The organism is Klebsiella sp. GW_Kp181 (assembly GCF_040062315.1).
GTDB lineage: Bacteria > Pseudomonadota > Gammaproteobacteria > Enterobacterales > Enterobacteriaceae > Klebsiella > Klebsiella oxytoca.
In genome coordinates, this window is the sequence record NZ_JBEAFR010000083.1 from 179,829 (window position 1) to 196,601 (window position 16,773).

At 55.1% G+C, this 16,773-nt stretch carries 14 protein-coding genes; 1 reads left to right on the plus strand and 13 read right to left on the minus strand.

Annotated features, from left to right (window positions below; translation table 11 throughout):
- Window positions 1–54 precede the first annotated feature (54 nt).
- The 13 genes from rnr to nnr all read right to left on the minus strand — a co-directional run bounded on the left by rnr (window position 55) and on the right by nnr (window position 15,296).
- The gene (rnr, locus tag ABLV11_RS24165; protein ID WP_016809365.1) at window positions 55–2,502 is read right to left on the minus strand and encodes a ribonuclease R; all 2,448 of its coding nucleotides are present in this window, start codon (window positions 2,500–2,502) and stop codon (window positions 55–57) included.
- A gap of 37 nt (window positions 2,503–2,539) precedes the next feature.
- On the minus strand, window positions 2,540–2,965 hold the full coding sequence (nsrR, locus tag ABLV11_RS24170; RefSeq protein WP_004097980.1) for a nitric oxide-sensing transcriptional repressor NsrR: 426 nt from the start codon (window positions 2,963–2,965) through the stop codon (window positions 2,540–2,542).
- 151 nt (window positions 2,966–3,116) lie between these two features.
- Window positions 3,117–4,415 (minus strand): adenylosuccinate synthase, encoded by a 1,299-nt coding sequence (locus ABLV11_RS24175; RefSeq protein WP_004109135.1) that lies wholly within the window; start codon window positions 4,413–4,415, stop codon window positions 3,117–3,119.
- Between the two features lie 102 nt (window positions 4,416–4,517).
- On the minus strand, window positions 4,518–4,715 hold the full coding sequence (locus ABLV11_RS24180; protein WP_004097978.1) for a DUF2065 domain-containing protein: 198 nt from the start codon (window positions 4,713–4,715) through the stop codon (window positions 4,518–4,520).
- Window positions 4,716–5,050: 335 nt separating this feature from the next.
- A complete protein-coding gene (hflC, locus tag ABLV11_RS24185; RefSeq protein ID WP_004109137.1) occupies window positions 5,051–6,055 on the minus strand; it encodes a protease modulator HflC in 1,005 nt (334 codons plus the stop codon).
- A 2-nt stretch (window positions 6,056–6,057) separates the two neighbouring features.
- Entirely contained in the window at window positions 6,058–7,314 is a 1,257-nt protein-coding gene (gene hflK, locus ABLV11_RS24190) for an FtsH protease activity modulator HflK (protein ID WP_004109140.1), read from the minus strand.
- A gap of 65 nt (window positions 7,315–7,379) precedes the next feature.
- Window positions 7,380–8,660 carry a ribosome rescue GTPase HflX gene (gene hflX / locus ABLV11_RS24195; protein ID WP_004109143.1) on the minus strand — a complete coding sequence of 427 codons (1,281 nt, stop codon included), beginning with the start codon at window positions 8,658–8,660 and terminating at the stop codon, window positions 7,380–7,382.
- A 75-nt stretch (window positions 8,661–8,735) separates the two neighbouring features.
- Window positions 8,736–9,044 carry an RNA chaperone Hfq gene (gene hfq / locus ABLV11_RS24200; RefSeq protein WP_004097968.1) on the minus strand — a complete coding sequence of 103 codons (309 nt, stop codon included), beginning with the start codon at window positions 9,042–9,044 and terminating at the stop codon, window positions 8,736–8,738.
- A gap of 89 nt (window positions 9,045–9,133) precedes the next feature.
- Window positions 9,134–10,084 carry a tRNA (adenosine(37)-N6)-dimethylallyltransferase MiaA gene (miaA, locus tag ABLV11_RS24205; RefSeq protein ID WP_126488228.1) on the minus strand — a complete coding sequence of 317 codons (951 nt, stop codon included), beginning with the start codon at window positions 10,082–10,084 and terminating at the stop codon, window positions 9,134–9,136.
- Entirely contained in the window at window positions 10,077–11,972 is a 1,896-nt protein-coding gene (gene mutL / locus ABLV11_RS24210) for a DNA mismatch repair endonuclease MutL (protein ID WP_105889536.1), read from the minus strand. Before mutL ends, miaA begins: the two co-directional genes overlap by 8 nt.
- Window positions 11,973–11,982: 10 nt before the next feature.
- Entirely contained in the window at window positions 11,983–13,314 is a 1,332-nt protein-coding gene (gene amiB, locus ABLV11_RS24215) for an N-acetylmuramoyl-L-alanine amidase AmiB (protein WP_126488226.1), read from the minus strand.
- Window positions 13,315–13,330: 16 nt separating this feature from the next.
- Entirely contained in the window at window positions 13,331–13,792 is a 462-nt protein-coding gene (gene tsaE / locus ABLV11_RS24220) for a tRNA (adenosine(37)-N6)-threonylcarbamoyltransferase complex ATPase subunit type 1 TsaE (protein WP_004109155.1), read from the minus strand.
- On the minus strand, window positions 13,785–15,296 hold the full coding sequence (nnr, locus tag ABLV11_RS24225) for a bifunctional ADP-dependent NAD(P)H-hydrate dehydratase/NAD(P)H-hydrate epimerase (protein ID WP_162680200.1): 1,512 nt from the start codon (window positions 15,294–15,296) through the stop codon (window positions 13,785–13,787). The genes tsaE and nnr overlap by 8 nt, the downstream gene beginning before the upstream one ends.
- A 13-nt stretch (window positions 15,297–15,309) precedes the next feature.
- Between nnr and queG the strand changes: the two genes are divergently transcribed.
- Window positions 15,310–16,449, plus strand: a complete 1,140-nt coding sequence (queG, locus tag ABLV11_RS24230; protein WP_004117369.1) for a tRNA epoxyqueuosine(34) reductase QueG — start codon at window positions 15,310–15,312, stop codon at window positions 16,447–16,449.
- Window positions 16,450–16,773: the final 324 nt, after the last annotated feature.

Consider the following 16,773-nt stretch of genomic DNA (forward strand, 5'->3'; position numbering starts at 1 on the left):
CTTCACCCCGACCACTGCGGAATAACGCAAGAAGCCAGGGTAAAGGAAATCTCATTACTCAGCTATTTTCTTTTTCGCCGCGCGCCTGGCTTTGGTCGCAGCAGCTATCTTTTGGGTTTTCGCCGACGGCTTCTTCGCTTTCTTCTCGCCTTTTGGCTGAGCGGCCTTCGGCTGGGATTGACCTTTCGGTTTACGGAATGCGCTATCCGGCTCGAAGTTTACCTGCTTACCAGCCTGGCGGCGACGTCCGGAAGCTTTACCTGCCGCCCCTTTCTTCGCCTTTTCACGCTCGGTCTTACCGACGTTGCGCGGGGCGCGCTCGCTGGAGATAAGCGAGAAATCAATTTTACGCTCATCCATATTCACCGCTTCAACGCGTACTTCAACGCGATCGCCCAGACGATAGGTTTGACCGCCGGATTCACCGATCAGACGCTGTCCTACCTGGTCGAAACGGTAGTAATCGTTATCAAGGGAAGAGACGTGCACCAGACCATCGATAAATAGTTCATTAAGACGTACGAAGAAACCAAAGCCGGTCACGCTGGCAATCACGCCCTTAAAGACGTTACCGACCTGATCCAACATGAAATCACACTTCAACCAGTCCGAGACATCGCGCGTCGCTTCATCAGCACGGCGCTCGGTCATCGAACAGTGCGCCCCCAGTTGCAGCATCTCATCCATGCTGTAGTGCCAGCCGCCGGTCTCAGTGCTATTACCTTTATGCCCTTGCTCTTTCGCCAGTAAATACTTGATCGCGCGATGCAGCGACAGGTCAGGATAGCGGCGAATCGGCGAAGTAAAGTGAGCGTAAGATTGCAGCGCCAGACCAAAGTGGCCGCGGTTTTCCGGATCGTATACTGCCTGTTTCATCGAGCGCAGCAGCATAGTTTGCAGCATCTCAGCGTCAGGACGGTCGGCGATAGACTCCAGTAATTGCGCATAGTCGCGCGGCTCCGGCTTGTTGCCGCCAGGCAGCTCAAGCCCCAGCTCTGCAAGAACCGAACGGAATGCGGTAATCGCTTCGGTGCTTGGTTTGTCATGGATACGGAACAGCGCCGGCTCCTCGGCCTTCTCAACGAAGCGCGCCGCGGAAATGTTCGCCAGGATCATGCACTCTTCAATCAGCTTGTGCGCGTCGTTACGCTGAGTCTGCTCAATACGTTCAATACGACGTTCAGCATTAAAGATGAATTTAGCTTCTTCACTCTCAAATGAGATACCGCCACGCTCTTCACGCGCGCCGTCCAGCACTTTGTAGAGGTTGTGTAGCTCTTCAATGTGCTTGACCAAAGGCGCGTACTGCTCACGCAGATCCCGATCGCCCTGCAGCATATGCCAGACTTTGGTATAGGTCAGACGGGCATGAGAGCTCATCACCGCTTCGTAGAATTTGAAGCCGGTGAGACGACCCTTAGCCGAAATCGTCATTTCACAAACCATACAGAGTCTGTCGACCTGAGGATTCAGTGAGCACAGGCCGTTAGAGAGTACTTCAGGCAGCATGGGAACGACCTGCGACGGGAAGTAGACCGAGGTGCCGCGACTCCGCGCCTCGCCATCCAGCGGCGTACCAGGACGCACGTAGTAGCTCACATCGGCAATCGCCACCCACAGACGCCAGCCGCCGCCGCGTTTCTTCTCGCAGTACACGGCATCATCAAAGTCACGGGCATCTTCGCCATCAATAGTAACCAGCGGCAAATTACGCAAATCCACGCGACCGGCTTTCGCTTCTTCCGGTACCTGCTCTTTCAGGCCAGCAACCTGTTTTTCTACTGCTGGCGGCCAGACGTAGGGGATTTCATGGGTGCGCAGGGCCATATCGACCGCCATGCCGGTACCCATGTTGTCGCCGAGAACCTCAACAATTTTGCCGACCGCTTTGGTGCGCCGGGTTGGACGCTGGGTCAGCTCAACCACCACTACAAAGCCCATCCTCGCGCCCATGATCTCTTCGGGAGGAATCAGGATATCGAAGCTCAAGCGGCTGTCATCAGGCACAACGAAGCCTACGCCTGCTTCGGTAAAGTAGCGGCCCACAATCTGGCTGGTTTTGGGCACCAGCACGCGGACGATACGCGCTTCCCGGCGGCCTTTACGATCGGCGCCTAACGGCTGCGCCAGTACCTGATCGCCGTGAATGCAGGTTTTCATCTGCTCGGACGACAAATAAAGGTCATCTTTACGGCCTTCAACGCGCAGGAAGCCATAACCGTCGCGGTGGCCAATAACGGTCCCCTTTAGCAGATCGAGACGTTCCGGCAGCGCATAGCACTGACGACGCGTAAAGACCAGTTGACCATCGCGTTCCATTGCGCGCAGTCTGCGGCGCAATGCTTCTTGTTGTTCTTCGCCTTCAATATTCAGCTCAATTGCCAGCTCATCTCGGCTGGCCGGTTTTTCACGTTTTGCTAAATGATCGAGGATAAATTCCCGGCTCGGGATTGGATTAGCGTATTTTTCAGATTCGCGGTCCAGGAAAGGATCTTGTGACATGTCGGTTCCTCCGTTGTCATCTCCAGTGAAGTTTACGTCACTCCACCAGTAATAATTTATAAAGCGGTTGATTCTTTTCAACCAAATCGGCCAGCGTGTAGTTATCCAGTTCCTTGAGAAAACTTTGCGCGGCTTCAGCAAGCGCCTGTTTCAGACGACAGGCGGGCGTAATATGGCAAAATTCACTGCTGCAGTTGACTAAAGAGAGCGGCTCCAGATCGCGAACCACATCACCCACGCGAATCATATTTGCCGGTTTCCCCAGACGAATTCCGCCGTTCTTTCCCCGAACCGCCGTCACATAACCCACGCGGCTCAGCTGATTGATTATCTTAACCATATGATTACGGGAAACGCCGTAAACCTCCGTCACTTCGGAGATACTGGTCATTCTTCCATCCGGCAGCGACGCCATATAAATCAGCGCGCGTAGTCCGTAATCAGTGAAACTCGTTAACTGCACAATCAACCTCAGGGAAAAGAAAAACAGAGTGCGTCGGTAGACGTAATTACTATTGATGATAAACCAGCCAGCGCTCAGGCCGCTAATTTATTTAAATGGGGCGGGCGAACAGCAAAAACAAGAGGCGCCTGAACGGCGCCCCTGGAGATAATTATGCGTCGAAAGGATCGCGCAAAATCATCGTCTCGGTACGGTCAGGACCGGTAGAGATAATATCAACCGGTACGCCGGTCAGCTCTTCAATGCGGGCGATGTAGTTCAGCGCTGCCTGCGGCAGGCCGCTGCGCTCTTTCACACCGAAGGTGGTTTCAGACCAGCCCGGCATTGTTTCATAAACCGGCTCAATACCTTCCCAGTTGTCGGCCGCCAGCGGAGTGGTGGTCACTTCACGGCCATCCGGCATACGGTAGGCAACGCAGATTTTAACTTCTTTCAGGCCGTCCAGGACGTCAAGCTTAGTCAGGCAGAAACCAGACAGGGAGTTAATCTGCACCGCGCGACGTACCGCAACGGCATCCAGCCAACCGGTACGACGACGACGGCCGGTGGTGGCGCCAAACTCGTTACCCTGTTTACACAGGAACTCGCCGGTTTCATCAAACAGCTCAGTCGGGAACGGGCCTGCGCCTACGCGAGTAGAGTAGGCTTTGATAATACCCAGAACGTAATCAACATAACGCGGGCCCAAACCGGAGCCGGTCGCCACGCCACCTGCGGTGGTGTTGGAAGACGTTACGTACGGATAGGTACCGTGGTCGATATCAAGCAGCGTACCCTGCGCGCCTTCAAACATGACGAAATCGCCACGCTTACGCGCCTGGTCAAGCAGATCGGAAACATCAACCACCATGGAGGTCAGGATGTCGGCAATCGCCATCACGTCATCCAGAACTTTCTGGTAATCAACCGCTTCAGCTTTATAGAAATTCACCAGCTGGAAGTTGTGATATTCCATCACCTCTTTCAGTTTGTCAGCGAAGGTAGCTTTATCAAACAGATCGCCAACGCGCAGACCGCGGCGAGCCACTTTATCTTCGTAAGCCGGGCCGATACCGCGACCGGTCGTACCGATAGCTTTCGCGCCGCGCGCTTTCTCACGCGCAACATCCAGCGCAACATGATATTCGAGGATAAGCGGACAAGCTTCAGAAAGCAGCAGACGCTCGCGAACAGGGATACCACGGTCTTCCAGACCTTTCATCTCTTTCATCAGCGCAGCCGGAGACAGCACCACACCGTTACCGATGATGCTGGTGACATTCTCACGAAGAATTCCTGATGGAATGAGATGGAGGACGGTTTTTTCACCGTTGATTACGAGAGTATGGCCGGCGTTGTGACCGCCCTGATAGCGCACAACATATTTAGCCCGTTCAGTCAGGAGATCGACGATCTTCCCTTTACCTTCGTCACCCCATTGGGTGCCCAGTACGACGACGTTGTTACCCATTTTTCAAAATCACCGTTTGCTTAAAAATGGATTCTACCATCGCTTTTTCAGAGTTACAGCACTTTTTGCACTCAAAAGACGGTAAATTAGTCTACTTTGCGCTCAGCCAATCGTTTTCCTCAACATGTAGTAGATGACGATGCCGGCAACCACAAGTCCCCCGCCAAAGCGGCGTAATAAATTATCCGGTAGCTGGCTCATCGTGGCGACCATACGGCGCCATGCGCGGGGATAAAGCAGCGGTCCAAGCCCTTCAAGTACTAAAACCAGCGCCAGTGCCAACCAGATTGTTGAGTTCATTATTCACCTTTATTTAAATGCAGCCAGTACAGCACCAGTCGCTCACTCGCGTTGAGTTGCACTCACTTCACATTCTCCGCTATTTCATCAATGTTATGAACCGGCTTTATGAAATGAAATACATAACAACTTGTTTTTTCTTAATTTCAATGATCGATTAGCGTACTAACACCAGAAACGAAGATAATGAATTAAGCGCTGGTTTTATAAATGAAGCATTCTCGCAAAACGTAGCATCCGTGGGTTCATTGAATAAAAAACACCGCGGTAATTAATCGCTTTCATCATGTAAAAAAGGCGCCCCGATGGACGCCTTTTTGCATACTCATTGCTTATCAGCGAGTCGCTGCCGCTGGAGATTTCATATAGCGGAAGAAATCACTGTCCGGACTGAGAACCATTACGTCCTGATTGCTCTTGAAGCTGTTCTCGTACGCACGCAGACTACGGATAAAGGCGTAGAATCCTGGATCCTGACTGAATGCATCAGCAAACAGTTTTGCGGATTCCGCATCGCCTTCACCGCGCAGGATACGCCCCTGGCGCTCGGCTTCCGCCAGCGTTTTGGTGACTTCATAGTCCGCAGTTGCGCGCAGTTTTTCAGCTTCTTCCTGGCCCTGTGAGCGATGGCGACGAGCTACCGCTTCACGCTCAGCGCGCATACGGTTGTAGATCGCTTCAGACACTTCAGCAGGCAGGTTGATCTGCTTAATACGAACGTCGACGACTTCAATACCCAGCGCCGCCATACTGTTCGGGTTGATCACCTGAACCTTACCGTTCGTTTCTGCTTCAACTCGCTCCGCCGCTTTGGCAATTGCATCATCGGCAGCCGGCGTACTGACTTCATCTTCTGTGCCCGCAGAACCTGAGTTCAGGGCATCGCGCACTTCCAGGGTCAAACGACCGCGGGAGTCGGTCACGATGTCTTTCACATCCAGACGACCAATTTCAGAACGCAGACGGTCGGAGAATTTACGCTTCAACAGTACTTCGGCCTGGGAGACGTCACCGCCGCCGGTAGCCAGGTAGTAACGGCTAAAGTCGCTGATGCGCCACTTGATATAGGAGTCAACGATCAGATCCTTTTTCTCTTTGGTAACAAAGCGGTCGGCCTGATTGTCCATCGTCTGAATACGCGCATCGAGCATCTTCACAGATTCAATAAATGGAATCTTGAAGTGAAGGCCAGGCGCATACACCAGCGGTTTGTTTTCATCGTCGCGCAGAACTTTACCAAAACGCAGCGTGATACCGCGCTCGCCCTCTTTGACAACAAAGATGGACATATAGAGCACCACCAGCACGATGACAATTATCGCGATAACAGATTTACGCATCGTTATTCCCCCTGACGCTGGTAGTCGTTACGCTGCGCGTTGGCGCGGCGTTGGTCCATAATGGTGCCTCCCGTAGAGGTAGAAGCGTTACTGGCGCTGCTTGAGCTGGATGCAGGCGGCAGACGCAGCAGATCGCTTGCGCCACTGCTATCACTCTTTGCCGCTGGCGCGCCAGCGCCTTTCAGCATCTGATCCAGAGGCAGAACCATCAGGTTGCTCCCCTTATCGTTAACCAGCACTTTGCGAGTATGGCTCAGCACTTTTTCCATGGTTTCGATATACAGACGCTCGCGGGTGATTTCCGGAGCCGCTTTATACTCAGGCAGAATTTTTGCAAAGCGAGCCACTTCACCCTGCGCTTCAAGAACGGTCTGGGTCTTGTACGCACGAGCCTCTTCAAGGATACGCTGCGCCTGACCGTTAGCCCGTGGCTGAACTTCGTTGGTGTAAGCTTCCGCTTCACGAATGTACTGCTGTTCGTTTTCACGTGCGGCAATCGCATCATCAAATGCGGCTTTCACTTCCTCCGGCGGACGCGCCGTCTGGAAGTTGACGTCCAGCAGGGTGATACCCATGTTATACGGACGAATCGTCTCTTCCAGCTCACGCTGGGTATCGCTACGAATGACGGTACGCCCTTCGGTCAGGATACGGTCCATCGTGTATTTACCAATAACGCCACGCAGCGCGCTGTCGGTTGCCTGACGCAGGCTGTCGTCAGCGCTGGTCACGCTAAACAGATAGCGTTCCGGGTCGGTCACGCGGTACTGTACGTTCATCTCAACGCGCACGACGTTTTCGTCTGACGTCAGCATGACGCCAGAGGCCGCCAGTTCGCGCACCGACTCAACGTTAACCGCCTGAACGTTATCAATGAAGGTGGGTTTCCAGTTAAGGCCAGGCTCAACCAGATGGCTAAATTTACCAAAGCGAGTGACGACGCCACGTTCAGCTTCTTTAATGGTATAGAAACCGCTGGCTGCCCAGATAATAACCGCAGCGGCGGCAACGATGCCGACGATACGTCCGCCCATAGGCCCGCGTGGTCCCTGTGAGCCGCTACCGCCGCCCAGTCCACCTTTCCCGCCGCCCAGGCCGCCAAGTTTTTTACTTAGCTTACGGAAGATATCATCCAGATCGGGAGGTCCCTGCTCGCGACCACCTTTGTTGCCATTTCCCCCAGAGTTGCCGCCTTGGTTATTGCTGCTTCCCCACGGGTCGCGGTCCTGTCCGTTATTACCGGGCTGATTCCACGCCATGTATATGCTCCATATTTGTTTTTGATATCCCCACAGGGGTTAATATCTTCAGGCAAGCTGCAAGGTCAAATCACGTATTCAACCAGCGCTGGCTCTTGTTTACAGAGGCGACGCCAGTCAACGATCGGCATGCGCACCTGCAGACCAACGCTACCGTCATCCTCCATCCACTCTTTCTCTATCGCCTGAAGCTGATAGAATCGGCTTCTCAACCGGCCTTCCTGCGGCGGCAGGCGCAGCGTATGCTGAGCCACTTCACCAGAGAGCCGTTCCGTCAAAGCCTGAAAAAGCAGCGGTACGCCAACCCCGGTCTGGGCGGAAAGCCAGACCCGAATCGGTTTGTTTTCTTCATCCCGATCGATACGCGGCTCAAAATCATCCAGCATGTCGATTTTATTCATGACCAGCAGCGCCGGGATCTCATCGGCCTCGATTTCCGCGAGTACCGTATTTACTGCGTCAATATTTTCCTGCACGCGAACATCCGCCGCATCAATGACATGCAGCAGCAGCGTCGCCTGGCGCGTCTCCTGGAGAGTCGCTTTAAACGCGGCCACCAGATCGTGCGGCAGATGACGAATGAAACCTACGGTATCCGCCAGCACGGTTTCGCCAACATCAGGGACATCGATGCGGCGCAGCGTCGGATCCAGAGTGGCGAACAGCTGGTTCGCTGCATAGACCTCAGCTTCAGTTATCTGATTGAACAGCGTGGATTTACCGGCGTTGGTATAACCGACCAACGACACGGTGGGAATATCGGCTTTGGCCCGTGACCGCCGTCCTTGCTCGCGCTGTTTTTCAACTTTTTCCAGTCGCGACAGGATCTGCATAATACGGTTACGCAGCAATCGGCGGTCAGTTTCGAGCTGGGTTTCACCCGGGCCGCGCAAACCAATCCCGCCTTTCTGTCTTTCAAGGTGGGTCCAGCCGCGAACGAGGCGAGTCGCCATGTGGCGCAGCTGCGCCAGCTCAACCTGCAGTTTCCCTTCGTGGGTACGCGCTCGTTGGGCAAAAATATCTAAAATCAGGCCGGTGCGATCGATAACCCGACATTCGCATAAGCGTTCGAGATTTCGTTCCTGCGCCGGACTCAGGGCATGATCGAAGAGCACGACCGATGCACCGGTCGCTTTTACGGCTTCCGCAATTTCGACAGCTTTACCTTCACCAACAAAATACTTCGGGTGCGGTGCTTTACGGCTACCGGTAATCACCTGCATTGCTTCGACACCGGCGGAAGAGGCCAGAGTTTCAAACTCCTGGAGATCTTCCATATCTTTGTCTTGCGAAAAATAGATGTGTACCAGTACCGCCTGCTCACCGGCATCATAACGGTCAAACAAGCGTAAACCCCTTATAAAATACCAGCGGGGAACGCAGAAAACCTGGCTCCCCGACGTGGAAAAACAGCATCTGCCTTATTCGGCGTCTTCGCTGTCTTGCTGCGGTGCAGAAGAACCCTGCGCACCACCACCGTGGTGATAGTTGTTAGTACCGCCGCCAGCATTGTTGCTGTGGTGTGACACCGGGCGAGACGGGACAACGGTAGAAATTGCGTGCTTATAGACCATCTGGCTGACCGTGTTTTTCAACAGGATCACGAACTGATCGAAAGACTCAATTTGCCCTTGCAGCTTAATACCATTCACCAAATAAATAGAAACCGGAACACGTTCCCGACGCAAAGCGTTCAGGAACGGATCTTGTAAAGATTGCCCCTTAGCCATTCTCTCTTTTCCTTATATGTATGCTTGTTTTGTACTCAGAACCTTACGATTCTTAAAAATTACGCACGATACCGTTCAATTGTACACGTTCAGTCCAGGCTAGCACCAACAACCTGTAATACTTTGTTGAACGCTTGTTCAGGTTGTTCACTGTCTAACCAGTGAATACCTTCCCAACCGCGCAGCCAGGTACCCTGACGTTTAGCTAACTGTCTCGTGGCGCAAACACCTCGATAAACCATTTCATCATACGGGATCTCGCCATTAAGGTAAGACCACATCTGGCGATATCCGACACAACGAATGGAAGGCATATCCGTATGCAAATCTCCCCGGGCAAAAAGCGCCCGCACTTCTGCTTCAAAACCTGAAGCCAACATCTGATGAAAACGCTGTTCTATGCGCTGATGGAGCAGTTCACGGCTCGCCGGGGCGATGGCGAACTGGTGCACCTTATACGGCAGAGCATCACCTGACGTTTGCGTCAGCTCCGTTAAAGTTTTACCCGAAATGAAAAAAACTTCCAGTGCTCGGGAAAGTCTTTGCGGATCATTTGGATGAATACGCGCTGCGGCAACGGGATCTATTTCCTGTAGCTGCTGGTGTAACGCGTTCCATCCCTGCTCTGCGGCCTGTTGCTCAATCCGCGCTCTGACCTGCGGATCTGCCGAAGGCAAAGGCGACAATCCTTCCAGCAACGCTTTGAAATACAACATTGTTCCGCCAACCAGTAGCGGAATACGCCCGGCCGCAACGATATCAGCCATCTCTGCCAGCGCATCGCGACGGAAATCCGCCGCGGAATAAGCCTCGGCCGGATCCAGAATATCCAGCAGGCGATGCGGCGCAGCGCTCAGCTCCGCGGCATCGGGCTTGGCCGTACCGATATCCATCCCTCGATAGATTAGGGCTGAATCAACGCTAATCAACTCTACTGGCAAAACTTTACGCAGGGCGATAGCCAATGCGGTTTTACCAGAGGCCGTCGGGCCCATTAAAAATATTGCCTTAGGCAGGCTTGCCTCTGTTACATCACTCATCTTTCAGGGCATTCATCGCCGAATGTAAATCAACAGGTTGTAACAGGCCACCCGGCGGCGCTTTAACCAGCTGCGGACATAAACGCTCGATATCCGCCAGGACGGCAATCGCCTGCGCCATATTCCACTGCGCATGTTCGCTCGCCAGATTACGCGCTATCCACTGAGCAATATTGTCGGCGTCGCATGTTTTTTGCTGCGCCAGGTAGCCTATCAGTTCAGGAATCAAGATTTGTAAATTTTGTTGTCTTAAGGGTAAAGGCACTGCGCGGATCGTCACGTAGTGCGCATCGGACTGCAGTTCAATACCGACTTCTGCCAGCGCCGACTGCGCCTGCTCAAGCGCGTCCTTTTCCGCCCCGGACACTTTTATCCGCAGCGGGATAAGCAGCGGCTGGGCACAGACTGCCTCCGCGCCCGGCGTTAGCTGCGCCTGGCGTAGCCAGCGCTCGGCAACCGGCAGGGCCAGCAGCGCAAGCTTGCCGTCACGTTCCAGCAGCGCACAGTCGTTATCGACGATCGTCAGCACGCGGCCAAAACTTTGGCTATGGCCTGCCAGGCCTTCCGCTACCGGCGCAGGAGATTTTGGTTTTCGCTCCGCGGCCGGAGTATCCAGCAGTTGGCGATAGAGCGCCCCCTGCTGTTTTTGATAACCTGGCTGCGCATGCGGCCAGCCGGCTCCGCCAGATGACCCCGTGGCAGCGGATTCTCGCGAGCCGCCGGTGCTGGTATTAAAGCGCGGCGCGACGGGCTCGTCACGATAACGGGGAGCGGCGGTTTCACGCGCGACGGCGGGCTGGGCAAAATGATTGCCGCCTGCCGCAATGCGGTTTTCAGGTACCTGACGCGGCGCGGGCTCTGCGCCCTCTTCTGCCAGGGGAGCGTTCAGTTGCTGCTGCAGAACGCTTAGCACGCCTTGATAGATAAAATCGTGCACCAGGCGCGACTGATGAAAACGCACCTCATGCTTGGCCGGGTGCACGTTCACATCCACCTGATGCGGATCTATCTTCAGGTACAGCACAAAAGCGGGCTGCTGATCGGCGCCCAGTTTGTCTTCGCAGGCCTGACGGATCGCGTGATTAATCAGGCGATCGCGCATCATACGTCCGTTGACATAGCAATACTGAATCTCCGCCAGCGTCGGATTGGTATGCAGAGGATCGGCCACCCAGCCGCTGAGGGTCAGGTCGCCGTGCTGCCATTCGATAGCCAGGGCATGTTCGAGAAACGGCAAACCGCAGATTGCGCCCAGACGCCGTTCGCGCTGGCCATCCTGCGATACCGCCCGGTACTGGCGCACGGCCTTTCCGTTGTGGCTGAGGTTAATGGTCACGTCAAAGCGCGCCAGCGCGATGCGCCGTACGATCTCGTCGATATGGCCAAACTCGGTTTTCTCAGTGCGCATAAACTTGCGCCGGGCGGGGGTGTTATAAAACAGATCCAGTACTTCCAGCGTCGTACCCACCGGGTGCGCCGCCGGCTTCACGGTTACCGCCTGATCGCGTCCTTCGGCATAGGCCTGCCAGGCCTCCTGCTGATCCTCGGTACGCGAGGTCAACGTCAGGCGAGCGACTGAGCTGATACTGGCCAGGGCTTCGCCGCGAAAACCGAGGCTAATTATCGCTTCAAGATCATCAAGCGAAGCAATTTTACTGGTCGCGTGGCGAGCCAGCGCCAGCGCCAGCTCGTCTTTTTTAATGCCGCAGCCGTTATCGCGGATGCGGATTAACTTCGCGCCGCCGCGCTCAATATCAATATCGATGCGCGTCGCCCCGGCATCGAGGCTATTTTCCACCAGCTCTTTAACCACCGACGCCGGTCGTTCCACCACTTCACCTGCGGCAATCTGGTTGGCGAGCTGCGGCGGTAGAACCTGAATCGGCATGGCCGTCTCCTTAATTTAACAGCGTCCCATCTGACGAACCTGCGCTGGCAGTCTGCGCGGCTGCCCCGCGCGGCGCGGATTGTAGAGGATGTTGCATAAAGTAGTTACGCAGACCGTTATAAATGGCCTCTGCGACCTGCTGTTGATAAGCATCGCTCCCCAGCAGCCGCTCTTCGCCGTTATTACTGATAAACCCCGTTTCCACCAGGATTGACGGGATATCCGGCGAGCGCAGTACGCCGAGGCTGGCATGTTCAGGACGACGCTTATGTAAATCGCCGATCCGCTGCAGCTGGCTCAGCACGTTAGTCGCCACATCATACCCGACGCGCTGGGAATGGCCGAACTGTAAATCCAGCACCGCCTGGCTCAGGTAAGGGTCCGACTGGCTGTTGGCCAACACATCGCCTGCACCGCCCAGCAGTTCGGATTGTTTCTCATGTTGCTCGAGCCAGCCGGCCATTTCGCTGTTCGCGCGACGGTTGGAAAGCACCCAAACCGATGCTCCGGTAGCATCGCGATTCGGTGCAGCGTCGGCGTGAATCGAGACAAGGAAATTGGCGTTTTGCTTACGCGCGACGTCAGAACGCCCCATTACTGAAATGAAATAATCGCCGTCGCGCGTCAGTACGGGTTTGAACTGAGGATCGGCATTCAGCAGCGCGCGGAGCTTACGCGCAATCGCGATGGTCACATTCTTCTCTTTAGTGCCGTTCGGACCAATCGCTCCGGGATCCTGGCCACCGTGACCGGCATCAATGGCGATAATCACTTTATCGTCGGTAGAAACGGTACGTGCCGCAGGACGCGTTACGCTGGTCGTACTGGTCACCGCAGTCAGGCGGTCGTTATCGGCTTTAAACGGGTTGCGCGCCGGCTCGCTCGGACGCACGGGCTGCGCCACGGGCCGTTCTGCCTGTTTCACCACGACACGCGGTGGCGGAGGCGGAGGCGGTTCATCGGCATTAATCGTAAACACCACGGTATAGTTAGAACCGTTCTGCTGTTTCACCGCGCGCGTTTTGCCGTCGGCGGTTAAATCCACCAACAGACGCAGCGACTGGGTATCCTGCGGCGCTCCGGAACGAATGCTTTTTACCAGATTATTGCCGCTAAACTGCAGCGGCAAGCCCTGGAGTACGCCGCTCTGTTTGATATCCAGCGCGACGGTGCGTTTGCCCTGCGGGCTAAACGAATATTCAGGGTCGCCGATAAAACTTATGGTAATACGGGCCTGCCGATCGCCATTTGAGACCTGGATATCGGATAAACTTGCCGCAGTGGCCTGAATGCTGAACAGCATCAGTGCGGCGGTCAGCCAACTGGTTAAGCGATACATCATCCCGTCGTCCTTCAGGCTAATTAGCCAAACGCGCCAATAAAGACTCACCCAATGAGGAGACCGCAGTTACGCGCGCCTCACGCCCTTGAGCCTGATATTCAAGGTGAATTTCAACATCCGGTTCCGGCAGTACGCCTGTACCCTGCTGCGGCCATTCCACCAGGCAGATGGCGTCGTCGGTAAAATAATCGCGGATCCCCATAAACTCGAGCTCTTCAGGGTCCGCCAGGCGATAGAGATCGAAGTGATAGACCATCAACTTATCGAGACTATAAGGCTCGACAAGGGTATAGGTCGGGCTTTTAACGTTGCCGCGGTGACCGAGAGCCTGAAGGAAACCGCGGCTAAAGGTCGTCTTACCCGCCCCTAAATCGCCGTACAAATAGATGACCGTCGCGCCAGTGCATGCCTGCGCTACGCGGTTGCCAAGGCTGAGAGTTGCCTGCTCGTCGGGTAAAGGAATCACTCGATTAATCATGGTCTACGTCAATCACATCCGGGTTAACAACACGCCTGAGCGTGGAAAAAAGATCGGTCGCCAGCATGCCGCGGGTGCCGTATCTGGCCGCCAGACGATCGGCGGCTTCGCCATGAACAACGCATCCGGCGCAGGCGGCATCATACGGCGTCAGCTGCTGGCCTAACAACGCAGCAATTATGCCGGTCAGGACATCGCCCATTCCGCCGCTGGCCATTCCGGCGTTGCCGGCATCGATAATACCCGTCTCGCCAGCGTCACTCGCCACGATCGTACCTGCGCCTTTCAGCACTACGACGCCGCCATAACGTTTTACCAGACGTTGTGCAGAATGTAAGCGATCGCTTTCAATTTCTGCCGCACTCACGTTCAGCAGACGAGCGGCTTCGCCGGGATGCGGCGTCAGCACGCGATTGTGACGTTTATCGGGATTGATTGCCAGCAGGTTCAGCGCATCCGCATCCCAGACCATCGGTTTGCGAAAATTCTCCACCTGGCGCAGCGCATTTTTACCCCACTCGCCCTGCCCCAGACCCGGCCCAATCGCGACGACATCCGCCCATTGCAGGCTCTCTTCGAGAGAGCGGGAGGTCAGCTCATGGACCATCAGTTCAGGCCTGGCGGTCAGAATGGGCGCAATGTTGTCCCGGTGAGTCAGGACTCGCACCAAGCCAGCGCCCGCGCGCAGAGCCGCCTCGCCGCTCATGCGGATGGCTCCCGCCGTACCCGGTTCGCCGCCGATAATGACCAGCTTCCCGTGGTCGCCTTTGTGCGACGTTGGGCGTCTGGGCGGTAGCCAGTCGGCAAGCTGCGAGGCATCGAAGCGACTGAGTGCCGTCGTCTGGCCTGCCAGCCAACCCTCAAGCCCCAGGGCGTGGTGATGCAAGCGGCCAACGACATCGCGAGCCTTGCCGGTCAGCAATCCAGGCTTAAGCGCGATAAAGGTGATGGTATGAGCGGCCTGGATAACCGCACCCGGCGTGGTCCCCGTCTGCGCATTCAGACCTGAGGGGATATCCAGCGCCACAACCGGCGCCGGATGGGCATTAACGCGCGCGATGAGCTCCGCAACGTTTTCCCGTGGAGCGCTCTGTAATCCGGTCCCGAGCAGCCCGTCAATAATTAGCGTGATATCTTCTGGCCAGGCGATGTCGGCGGCATGAATCGTTCCGCCGGCGTTGAGCCACTCTTCACGCGCGGTACTGGCCTCTTCCGGCAGCGGCTTCTCGCTATCCAGCGCCACCAGCGTGACCTGAATACCTCGCGACTGCGCCAGGCGAGCCACCACGTAGCCGTCGCCGCCGTTATTGCCGTGACCGCAGAGAATCAGCCAGCACCGGTTTTCAGGATAGTGCTCGTAAGCTCGTTCAAAAGCCGCTTCGCCCGCACGACGCATCAGCTCGTATAACGTCAGCCCGAGGGCATCCGCCGCCTCTTTTTCCGCCCGCCGTAGCGCATCCGCCGACCAGATGATATGTGGTATACTGTCGGCGTTTTTCGTCATCGTATGGTCCATCATGTCACAGCCCCTCGATCTCAATCAGTTAGCGCAGCAAATCAAACAATGGGGCACAGAGCTGGGGTTCCAGCAGGTCGGTATTACCGATACCGATCTCAGCGCCAGCGAACCTAAACTGCAGGCGTGGCTGGATAAACAATACCATGGCGAAATGGAGTGGATGGCGCGTCATGGCATGATGCGCGCGCGACCTCATGAACTCCAGCCCGGTACGCTCCGCGTGATTAGCGTCAGGATGAACTATCTTCCCGCTAATGCCGCTTTCGCCCGAACCCTGAAAGATCCCGCGTTGGGTTACGTTAGCCGTTATGCCCTTGGACGGGACTATCACAAGCTGTTACGTAATCGCCTGAAAAAATTAGGTGAGATGATTCAGGGGCAGTGTGCTTCGCTCAATTTTAGACCTTTTGTCGATTCCGCGCCGATTCTTGAACGCCCTTTAGCCGAAAAAGCGGGGCTGGGATGGACAGGTAAGCACTCACTCATCCTTAGCCGCGATGCCGGCTCGTTCTTTTTCCTCGGCGAATTGCTTATCGATCTCCCTCTTCCCGTCGACCAGCCCGTTGAAGAAGAGTGCGGACGCTGCATTGCCTGCATGACCATCTGCCCAACCGGCGCCATCGTCGAGCCCTATACCGTTGATGCCCGGCGCTGTATCTCCTATCTGACTATCGAACTGGAAGGCGCTATTCCGGAAGAATTTCGTCCGCTGATCGGTAACCGCATATACGGCTGTGATGACTGCCAGCTGATTTGCCCGTGGAACCGCTTCGCGCAATTAACCGATGAAGATGATTTCAGCCCGCGTCAGGCGCTGCATGCCCCGGCGCTGGTAGAACTGTTCGCCTGGAGCGAGCCCTGGTTTTTAAAAGTGACGGAAGGATCGGCCATTCGCCGTATTGGTCATCTGCGCTGGCTGCGTAATATCGCCGTTGCGTTGGGCAATGCGCCCTGGAATGAAGCGAACCTGCAGGCGCTGGAAAGCCGCCGGGGTGAGCACCCACTTCTCGACGAACATATCGAATGGGCGATTGCGCAGCAAATTGCAAAAAGAAATGCCAATGTGATTGAGGTGCAACTACCGAAAAAGCTACGGCTGGTCAGGGTGGTTGAAAAAGGGTTACCGCGCGACGCCTGATTCATTCACAGGGTGTGAATAAAAATAAAAACACATTGCGTTTCAACATGCAGACGTTCGTCAAGCGATCGAGTTAACACTTTGAAATGAAATTTTCTTATTATATTTCAACAATATAGATAAATACTATTTACATAGTGAAGTATTTTTCGGGATTAAGGCAAAAGATTAACCTGTGGATAAGTCTGTTCACAGTATTTTCTGGACAGGACGAAAATCATCCCCGGCGCGTGATTGCGCTGTGGATAAATCAGGTATAAGAAGAAATTTGGAGCGGGAAACGAGACTCGAACTCGCGACCCCGACCTTGGCAAGGTCGTGCTC